At 39.3% G+C, this 10,249-nt stretch carries 8 protein-coding genes and 1 pseudogene; 7 read left to right on the forward strand and 2 right to left on the reverse strand.

The genetic code is table 11. The features are described from left to right. Positions 1-180 precede the first annotated feature (180 nt). A complete protein-coding gene (locus tag ACRQQK_RS14080; RefSeq protein ID WP_457512447.1) occupies positions 181-882 on the forward strand; it encodes a LysR family transcriptional regulator in 702 nt (233 codons plus the stop codon). Positions 883-1,554: 672 nt separating this feature from the next. Here ACRQQK_RS14080 and ACRQQK_RS14085 read toward each other — a convergent pair. After that, a pseudogene (locus ACRQQK_RS14085) lies at positions 1,555-2,592 on the reverse strand (IS3 family transposase); the annotation flags it as partial. Positions 2,593-2,686: 94 nt separating this feature from the next. Further along, positions 2,687-4,060 carry an MATE family efflux transporter gene (locus tag ACRQQK_RS14090; RefSeq protein WP_457512434.1) on the reverse strand — a complete coding sequence of 458 codons (1,374 nt, stop codon included), beginning with the start codon at positions 4,058-4,060 and terminating at the stop codon, positions 2,687-2,689. Positions 4,061-4,127: 67 nt separating this feature from the next. Between ACRQQK_RS14090 and ACRQQK_RS14095 the strand changes: the two genes are divergently transcribed. The 6 genes from ACRQQK_RS14095 (at position 4,128) to ACRQQK_RS14120 (ending at position 10,058) form a co-directional block, all read left to right on the forward strand. Next, positions 4,128-5,018: a helix-turn-helix domain-containing protein gene (locus ACRQQK_RS14095; RefSeq protein WP_457512436.1), complete on the forward strand. Its 891-nt coding sequence runs from the start codon at positions 4,128-4,130 to the stop codon at positions 5,016-5,018. Positions 5,019-5,283: 265 nt separating this feature from the next. Further along, on the forward strand, positions 5,284-6,156 hold the full coding sequence (locus ACRQQK_RS14100) for a carbohydrate ABC transporter permease (protein ID WP_261927959.1): 873 nt from the start codon (positions 5,284-5,286) through the stop codon (positions 6,154-6,156). 1 nt (position 6,157) lies between these two features. After that, positions 6,158-7,096 (forward strand): carbohydrate ABC transporter permease, encoded by a 939-nt coding sequence (locus ACRQQK_RS14105; RefSeq protein ID WP_457512439.1) that lies wholly within the window; start codon positions 6,158-6,160, stop codon positions 7,094-7,096. Between the two features lie 7 nt (positions 7,097-7,103). Then, entirely contained in the window at positions 7,104-7,709 is a 606-nt protein-coding gene (locus ACRQQK_RS14110; protein WP_457512441.1) for a YesL family protein, read from the forward strand. Between the two features lie 27 nt (positions 7,710-7,736). Beyond that, positions 7,737-8,960 carry an AGE family epimerase/isomerase gene (locus ACRQQK_RS14115; RefSeq protein WP_457512443.1) on the forward strand — a complete coding sequence of 408 codons (1,224 nt, stop codon included), beginning with the start codon at positions 7,737-7,739 and terminating at the stop codon, positions 8,958-8,960. A 15-nt stretch (positions 8,961-8,975) separates the two neighbouring features. Then, positions 8,976-10,058 (forward strand): ABC transporter ATP-binding protein, encoded by a 1,083-nt coding sequence (locus ACRQQK_RS14120; protein WP_457512445.1) that lies wholly within the window; start codon positions 8,976-8,978, stop codon positions 10,056-10,058. Positions 10,059-10,249: the final 191 nt, after the last annotated feature.

Below are 10,249 nucleotides of genomic sequence, written 5' to 3' on the forward strand. Positions count from 1 at the left end.
TCGTTTTGTCATTGAACACCTTATTTACAGTGGAGACTTTACCACCTAACTTGGTGTCCGGGATCATTAAACCACTATAGTATTAGCACAAACTTTACTTGGCAAAGTAAGTTGACTAAAGTTAATAATTGTTAATTTTAAATTTACAAAACGTAACGAATGAAGTCGACTTTGAATGAGATGAAAGCGCTAGTCGCTGTTGTAGATACTGGAACCGTGAGAGGAGCAGCAGAAATCCTTTCCATCACACCAGCCGCAGTGAGCAGAACTATTTCAAGGCTAGAAGCAAAACTAGAAACAACTTTATTGAGTCGGACTACGCGTAGACTGAGTGTTACTTCTGAAGGATGTGTTTACTTAAAAAGAGTACGAAGAATACTTGAAGAGGTTGATTTAGCTGAGCACCAATTGAAAGCCCAGAAAGATATGCCTTCAGGTCTTTTACGCATTAATACAGCGACGCCCTTTGCCATTCACGGACTTGCTCCTTGTCTTTCCGGTTATCAATCGCTTTATCCTGACGTTGAAATAGATCTTACTACAAGCGAAGAAAACATTGATCTAGTAGGACAGCACATCGATATCGCTATTCGTATTGGTCAACTTAAAGACTCAACATTAAGAGCAGTATTTATTGGTAACAGCAGGATACGCATTCTTGCGAGTCCTGAGTATCTTAAAGAGTTTGGTATACCAAAACGAGGCGATGAACTATCCAACCATAAGCTTTTAGGGTTCAGTAAGCCTGATATTCTGAAAAATTGGCCGCTTAAAGATGAAATCGACAAGGTCTTTAAAGCAACGAGTAACTTACAAGGAGATAATGGTGAGGTCATTCGGCATTTAGCATTAAGCGGAGCCAAGTATAGCATGTTTATCTGACTTTATTACATATCGAGATAGGAAAAATGGTCGTTTGGTTGAGTTGTTCAAAGATTCTTCCCTCAGAGTTGAACAACCCATTCATGCCATTTACTATAAACACTCAGCAACATCTTTGAGGATTTCATCATTCATTGAATTCATCAAAAGCAATCTTAAAATTGATAATAATGAGTTTATGTAGTTGCTCTTTGGTGCCAGCATTACACGTTAGTATGAATAATTTCCCATTCTAAAATGTATCATTTAGAAACACACAATGGGTCGTGCGACGTGAAGTCGTATGAATCGCTGTTCACCGCTTGATGTGTGAACCATCTGTATCACCAGATGAACCTAGGAGCCTGAATAAAGTAGCGGCTCTGACAATATAACGAAGGTTGGTATTTGCCAATCGAGAGCTAAATCGTGAGAGGACGATCCTCCTGATAAACACAAGTCGGGTGAGTCTAGGTAGTCAACATGATGAACATAAGTGAATCCGCTCAAGGTGCGTTATGTGATGAAACAGCGGAAGTGGTTAACACGCTGTAGCCAAAAGGCGTGAGAGTCGGAAAGAGATTGCCCCATGCTCTTTCGTGATCGTTGAACTCTGCGCACCATCGCGGGCATCTTATGTGGACTCCCCCTTGTCAACAGTAATCCTCTATAAATCAGAAATAAATGCGCACTTATGTACTCAAAGATCGTTTGACGCATCTCGCTTCTTGTCATGATATGGCTCATATTGAATGGAAGAAGCTCTCGACACAAGCATTATCCCAACAATTACCTTTCCTACTCATACTTTGCTTTAGATTATAAGCGGTTATCTGATCTCTATAATCTTTAGAGCAGTACTGACTACCACTGTCACTATGGATGATAACTTGTTTTGGGAAGCCCCGTCGGAACAACGACATTGATAGCGCATCACAGACTAGTTTTGCAGTCATGCGAGTATCCATAAACCAGCCAATCACTTGTCTTGAGTAAAGGTCGATAATTACCGCAAAATACAGCCAGCCTTCACTCGTCGCTAGATAGTTGATATCACCAGCCTGGGGCTGAAGCGTCAAAGTTCTGAGCAAGAAGATTCGGGGCTACAGGCATTTCATGGTTACTGTCTGTCGTGCATTTGAATTTTTGGGCAGCTTTCGGCGTTAAATCCTGCCGTTTCATACTGGCTGTAATGGTTTTTACGTCGTACTCATCACCGTTCTCAGCCAGTTCCTTTTGAATTCGTCTGGAGCCGCCTCGTGCCTTACTGCTATCAAAAGTTTTCTTGGCCTTACAATCAAGCCGTTGGCGAAATGTCTCACTATTCGTTGTCTTATGACGGTGCTTAATCCAGTAATAAAACCCACTTCGTGAAACATCGAACACCTTAACCATACTGGTTATACGGAAGTTTAATAAGTGTTCGAGCATAAATTCATAGCAATCTATTTTAGATGCTTCGCGAAGTAGGTGGCGGCCTTTTTTACGATTTCTAGCTCCTCTGCTTGCTCAGCGAGTAGCCTTTTAAGCTTAGCGTTTTCAGCAGCCAGTTCTTTTTCTCGATCAATGGTGTTGATATCTTTCTTCGAGGCTTTTCGCCATGCATAGATTTTGGGATTCGTGCAGCGATAATTGTCTTGCCGTTGCAGCCACACCAATCTTTTCAGCTAATTTAAGGGTTTCAGCTTTAAATTCAGGAGTGTGTTTGATTCTTGTATTCTTGGTTGTCATTGTTCACCTCGTTAGTGATTGTACTCACTTAACTCGGTGTCCAAAACTAGTGGTGCAGATCAAGTTGGTGGTTATTAATATCGTCAGCGAATAACTAAGCCGAAACAGGTTCAGTTAAGTTTCTCAACCATAAATTATTGTTGTATCGTCGCCAGCATAAAGTCAATTTTATTACTTCTTCCAATAACATCATCGCGTAAACTTCTTCGAAGGCTAAATGGAATATAAAGGCTGAAATTGCTGTAAATGGAAGACCGAACATCCACATGGCTACAAAATCCATCTGCAAGCAGAATTTGTTTTCACCGCCTGCTCGTAATATACCGTTGATAATTACCATGTTAAGCATTTTAAGGCTCACAGCGATGCTGAGTAATGTCATTGCAGGTTTAGACAGTAATGTGTAGTCAGGGGTGTCTAAACCTAAAGCTGATAAGAACCAAGGTTGAAATACCAATAAGATAACTGTTGTTGCGATACCCAATATCGCGAAAGTTTTTGTAAAGAGTCTAGATACAGCTTGAGCATCATTGAATTCTGCACGTCCAAGATGTTGTCCAATTATCACTGAGCACGCTACAGATAGACCGAAAAATAGGGAGAAGCATAATGATTCAAAAGGTCCTAGAGCACTAAAGACTGCAAGCTCCAGAGTTCCCATATGCCCAAAGATTACTTGATACAACATGGTTCCAATAGCCCAAAGAACAACACCAGAAACTGCTGGTATCGCTAAGGTTATATATTTCTTATATAGACATTTAGCATGTAGATTGCTGATGTTGGTATTTTTGAGCCAATGTTGTCGGAATCCTAAATAGCTGAGAAAGACAATGATCTGTACCGCTCTAGATATAGTGGTTGCCAATGCCGCGCCAGCTACCCCCATAGGTTCTAACGTATAGATGCCGTTAATTAAGCAGTAATTTAGAGAGATATTGATGATTATTGTGATTGCTGCAATGACCAAGGGACTAAAACTATCACCAGTAGAGCGTAGTGTTGATTCCAGAACAATCACTAAATGAGTGAGTATCAATACTGGTGAAGCATAGATTAGATAATCGCTTCCTAATGCGATCACATTTATATCTCGTGTTTGAAGGTTAAGAATGTAATCTGAAAATATGATAAAAGCTGCGGTGACTGGAATTAAAATCCAAACACCAGTTTTAGCTGCCATTAAGGTTACAGCTTTAGTTGTACTACGATCACCTTTTCCCCAATACTGGGCAACTAGAATACTGCTAGCGGTTGAAAGACCCGCCATTATCATAATAGCGACAAAATGCCACTTAGAAGCGAGACCTACCGCTGCCGTAGCCTCTTTACCAAAGTTACCAACCATCAAGACATCAGCTAAAGCTAAAATAGCTACTAGAGCACTTTGAATTGCTACGGGTACACCAATTTTGATTGTTTTCGACAAAACTCTAGAAGTTTCTGGTGTTAAGTAGATTCTATTCATGACAAATTGGTAACCTTGATAAGAAAATGAGACTGTTCAACTTTAAGCTTCTGAGGCATAAAACGAAATGTTCCAAACAAATGAAAATCTGTGCAAATCTGTCATTGATGATGTTGCTCAGTTACCGAGAAAGTGGAAAGATGACGTATTTCTAGCGCCTGAATGCCAGGAACGCTTTCTCGTTTTGTCAGATATACCTGAAATGAAACAATTTGATATTTTTATGGCAGGCTTAGCAAAACTAAAGAATGGGTATGGCGTTGAAAGGATTTCTCCTGAAGTGCACACAGTTCTAATAACGCTTGATGGGGGAGGGATTTTACATACTCCTGAATCCATTGTTGAAATAAGTGTGGATACAATTACCTTTTTACCCGCAGGTAAGCCTTTTCGATTTGAACTGAACGATCAGTCAAAGCCCTGGAATATGGTTTGGATATTGCTTAATGACGTTGAAAAATGGACGAATATAGGTAAGTCCTTTCGCCCGGTATTAAACTTTGATGTTGCCGAATCTGTTTGGTCTCTTGTATCGTTAATTTATAACGAAATTGGTGGAAGGTCAGCATTTAGAAAAATGATGCTGAGTGAGTTGGTTAAAATACTCTCTAATGTTGAGATCGACGTTTCGGACACTCAAATGCGAGTCCTTAGTATGTTAAATACAATTGAATCCCAGCTTCACCTAGATTGGAATGTTGCTGATATCGCAGCTTCAGTGTTCTTAAGTACAGAGCAATTAAATCGAGTAGTAAAGCAAATTGTAGGTATGACTCCTAGAGACTACTTAATTCATTTAAGAATGAGTAAAGCTGCTGATCTATTGGGGAACAAAGACTGGTCTGTCAAAATGATAGCTTTAAGATTAGGCTACCAAGATCCAAATAACTTCACCCATCGTTTCCGTAAATTCTATGGTATGTCACCTAGACGATATCGCCTAAGGTTTAAATATTAATTCGTAACGTTTCGATTTGTTCTTTGACGTAAGACAATGAGTAATTGATCACATTTAACAAGTGCTTCATATGTGGGCTTTGATCACAAATGAGCTGGATGTAGGCCTTGGTTTATTGATCAGATTCACATTAACCTTATATGACAGTATTGTGTGATTGCTATGATAAAATCGTAACGTTAAGATTTGTTCGAAAATGAGATGAATCAGTTCAACCGTACGCTATATTAAAGGCTAGCTGGTTGGATATTTTTTGGGAGCTTATATGTTTAACTTAACGTTAAAGCAACAGCAGAGGCTAATCATCGTGATGTTCTTGACGATTCCGCTTACGCTGCTGTTTACTTTCTCTTACTACCCAGCAAGTCAACTCTTTTACATGAGTGCAACAGATTGGGATGGCTATGCACCTGTTAAGAACTTTATTGGACTGGATAACTATACGTATTTATGGGAAGAACCAGATCAGCTTAATCCGCTACTTGTAACTTTATACTACTTTGCTGGTGCTGTTATTCAGCTAGTACTTTCACTTTGGTTCGCTGTACTTGTTAACTCCAAACTAGCAGGTAGAAACCTTTTCAAAACGTTACTTTTCATTCCGTTTGTTCTTAACGCTGTAGCCGCATCAATGGTATTTCAGATTTTTTACCAAGTTGATGGTGCACTAGATAGCTTCCTTATACTTATTGGTTTAGATAACTTGATTCAACCGTGGTTGATGGATAGGGATGTTGTTAACTGGGCACTTGTAGCGGCGTCAATCTGGAGATATTTAGGTTTCAACCTTATCCTTTTCTATGGTGTATTGCAGTCTATACCACAAGACCAATATGAAGCCGCTCGTATAGAAGGTGCATCCGGTTGGCAGCAATTCCGACTTATTACACTACCATCAATAAAACTCGTTATTGGCTTACAAGTACTATTGGCATTTGTTGGCTCATTATCAGTATTCGAAATCCCTATGATCATTACTAAAGGTGCAAACGGAACAAAAACCTTTGTAATGGCAACTCTGGAAACAGCATTTAATTTCAATGACTTTGGTTTAGCGTCAGCAATGGCTGTGCTGCTACTTATGATAGTTGTGTTGTTTATGATTCTTCAAAAAGTGTTGTTTAAAGAGGAAAAGTAGTATGTCAGATCAAACATCGACTATGACCCACGAAGAGCAGCTTGTAGTTGAAAAAGTTGAGCGTTCTAAGCGTTTTATGAAAAAAGCTCGATTTAAAAAGAATATGTCTAATCCATCTTGGGTGTTTTGGGCGTTATTCAAGTACATGACTTTAATATTGGCATCATTTGCAGTGTTGGTTCCTCCGTATTCAGTACTAATGGCTTCGTTTAAGACATTAGACGAGTATTACAATACAAGTAAGGTTGGACTTCCTGAAACGTTTATGAACTTTACTAACTACATTAAAGTCTTCACTGATGGAGATTTGGGGTTAGCGTTCTTAAACACAGGCACAATTTTGTTGGTTTCACTGTTCTTCACTATCGTGTTCGGGACTCAAGTGGCATATGTACTATCTCGATTTGAGTTTAGAGGTAAAAAGCTTGTGTTACTCGCTTATGTTGTAGCGATGGTTATCCCAGCGGTTACAACTCAAGTAGCGACGTTTGAAGTGATTAAAAGCCTTGGATTAATCAACAACAAAGCATCAGTGGTACTGTTATATATTGGTGCAGATGTAGTTATGATTTATGTGTTCCTTCAGTTCATGAAAGGTATCCCTGAAGAGTTAGATGAAGCCGCGAAAATGGAAGGGGCGTCTTATTTTCTAATCTATAGAACGATAATCCTGCCGTTACTTAAGCCTGCGATTGCGACGATTATTATTCTTAGAACGATATTTATCTATAACGACTTCTACTTCCCGTTACTGTACTTACCTGAATCTTCACAAGTTACTGTATCTACAGCTTTGTATAAATTCACATCGGTGTTTGGTACTGAGTGGACGACTATTTCAGCAGGGATTGTCATTATTTTAGTACCATCAATCGTTGTATTTCTTACACTTCAGAAGCAAATTTATTCTGGTGTAACTAACGGTGCCGTAAAAGGGTAAATGTATTATGAACTCATCCTCTCTTATAAATGCTTGTCATTGGATTACACGTTTAGCCTGGCTAAATGTCATCTGGCTTGTGTTTTCTTTGTTGGGTGGGGGCGTGTTTGGTGTTTTGCCTTCAACAGTCACAGTTTGCTATTTGATCCGAAAGTATCTCAATGGCACTGCAAAAGTTACCTTTACAGACGCATTGCCGATTTATCGAGAAGAGTTTTTCCGAAGTAACAGATCTGGTTTGACGCTACTGCTACCTGCATTCTCTCTTCTTTGGTACATCAACTGGGCGATCATAAACCTAGAAGGTATTTCGACAATCGTCATGTTATGTGGGTTACCTATCGCGGTCATTATGTTGGTATTAACTTATTGCACATTGGTTCAGTTAAGTATTTATAAAACGAATGGCCTAATAGATGATTTGAAAAATGCGTTTGTCCTACTGGTAGAAGAGAAACGCGTCGTCGTAATGACGATAATTGTTTTTCTAGTAGGGATGCTTCTACTGTTTATCAACCCTATTGTCGGTATGTTGTTTAGCGTGTCTCCAGCATTGTTTTGTACCATCGGTTTACTGTGGATTAGTAAAGAAGAATTGAAATATCAATACTGAATATTAAATTATTTGTGAGAAAACAGTATGTTAGATTTAAAAAAGTGGAAGGCTGAAATCACTGACGAAGCCACTGGTATTCTTGATTTTTGGTTGAACATGCAAGATAAGCATCTTGGCGGTTTCTACTGTTATGCAGATTATACGGGTAACATTGATACTGAACATGAAAAGGCAGTGTTACTTCATTCAAGAATTCTTTGGACATTCTCTTTTGCATATCGAGTATTAGGAGATGAACGTTACCTTGCTGCGGCAGAACATTGTTATCAATTCATGATAGATAAAGCTCTAGACGCTGATAAAGGTGGTGTATATTGGCTTTTAGATAAAAATGGTAACGTTACGGATTCGCAGAAGCATGTTTATAACCAAGGATTTGCTATTTATGCTCTTAGTGAGTTTTATCTAGCGTCTGGTAAAACAGAAGCTGTAGAGATTGCGATGAATCTGTTCAAGCTTATTGAAGAGCATGCATTTGATGTGACATACGGTGGATACAGAGAGGCTTTTGATAAACACTGGAATCCAATTGAGAATCAACTTGTATGTGATACTGCCGAAGGTATCCTCGCTGAGAAATCGATGAATACACATTTACATGTATTAGAAGCGTATACGGTATTATTTCAGGTAACTAAAAGCGAAGAAGTTGAAGCTAAATTATCTGCTCTTTGCCAACTTATGTCTGAAAAAGTAGTAGATGAAACGCTTCACTATGGTTTGTTCTTCACACGTGATTGGCATTGCGTTTCAGGTGATGTGTCCTATGGACACGATATCGAAGGCACCTGGTTAATGGACGACGCAGCAAAGCAGCTTAAGAACAGAGACCTAGCAGAAAAAGTATTTGGTCAAAGCTACGATATGGCTTGTGTTACTAGTGTTGAGGGTCTTGATCGTGATGGAGCTGTATTCAATGAATTACGAGAAGGCCATTTGTTAGATTCTGACCGAATTTGGTGGGTACAAGCAGAAGCGATGGTGGGCTTTTTCAATGCTTATCAAAAGAAGAAGACTCCTCTATTGTTGGATAATGCTTTAGGTTGCTGGAACATCATTCAACGGCAGTTGAAAGATAGAGTGAATGGCGAGTGGTTTTGGAAAGTAAAACGCAACGGACAAACTTATAAGGGTTTACCTAAAGTCGAACCTTGGAAATGTCCTTATCATAATGGACGAGCGTGTTTGGAAATGATAAAGCGTATCGCAGAGATAGATAACTATACAACCGAATTTAAGAATATATAAAACGAGGATGGCAACATGCATGCTGTAGAAGTAAAACAACTAAATAAATCTTTTGGTAAAACCGTCATCCTTAATGACATCGATCTAGAAATGGAAGCAGGTGGATTCACTGTTCTTCTTGGTCCTTCAGGTTGCGGTAAATCAACACTTTTGAGGCTGATTGCTGGATTAGAGGATGTAACATCTGGACAAGTAGTTATAGGTGGCAAAGATGTAACACTTGCTGATCCAAAAGACCGTGATATTGCAATGGTATTCCAGTCATATGCGCTTTTCCCTCATATGACGGTTGCTGAGAACATTGGCTTCGGTATGAAAATTAATAAGAAGCCAGCAGATCTGATTGCGAAGAGAGTACAAGAAGTTTCAGAGATGCTTCAGATTGAACACCTACTTGATCGTACACCTGCACAGCTATCAGGAGGTCAGAGACAGCGTGTCGCGATTGGGCGTGCATTAATGCGTAAACCTAAGGTGTTTTTGTTTGATGAACCATTGTCGAACCTAGATGCAAAGCTGCGTGGAGAGATGCGCCTAGAGCTTAAGAAACTACATGATACTCTAGATTCAACAATCATCTACGTAACACATGACCAAATAGAAGCTATGACTTTAGCAACAAAAATTGTATTGCTAAACAAAGGGATACCTCAACAGATTGGTACTCCTTATCAAATATACAATCAGCCAGATAACGTCTTTGTTGCTAAGTTTGTGGGTGCTCCGCAAATCAATTTATTGAAAGGAACATTACATAAGAAAGACGATATTTGGGGTGTATTAGTAGATGATGTGTGGATTCCAGTTAACGATTACAACTTCACGTCTAAGCCAGTGGAAGATCGTAAGGTTATTTTTGGTATTAGACCCGAGCATGTAACGCAGTCTCCTTTAAATAGTCACTACGAAATGAACCTACCAATTAATGCATTCGAAATGACAGGCTCGGAAACACTTGCAGAGTTTGATATGCATGGTCAACCACTCAGAGCCAAGCTGGATGCAAACATAGAGATTAAAAATGGTGATAAATTGGATTTACACCTAAATCTACAGAATATATCGATATTCTGTGCAGCCACAGAAGAACGAATTTAATCTATCGTTTTGAAAAAACAGGTCGTAAGGCCTGTTTTTTTGTAAAGAGAACCCCCCCAGCTAGGCTGGGGGTTCCGTAAAGCTTTCAGCTATGAGTCAGTTAAAAACCCCCTTTGTAGTGGTCAACAAATTCCGGACACAGATTTAAGCCGATTTTCGGCATTTACTGGCGACAGCCCATCATTTGCTTG

Source organism: Vibrio sp. C8 (assembly GCF_054051265.1).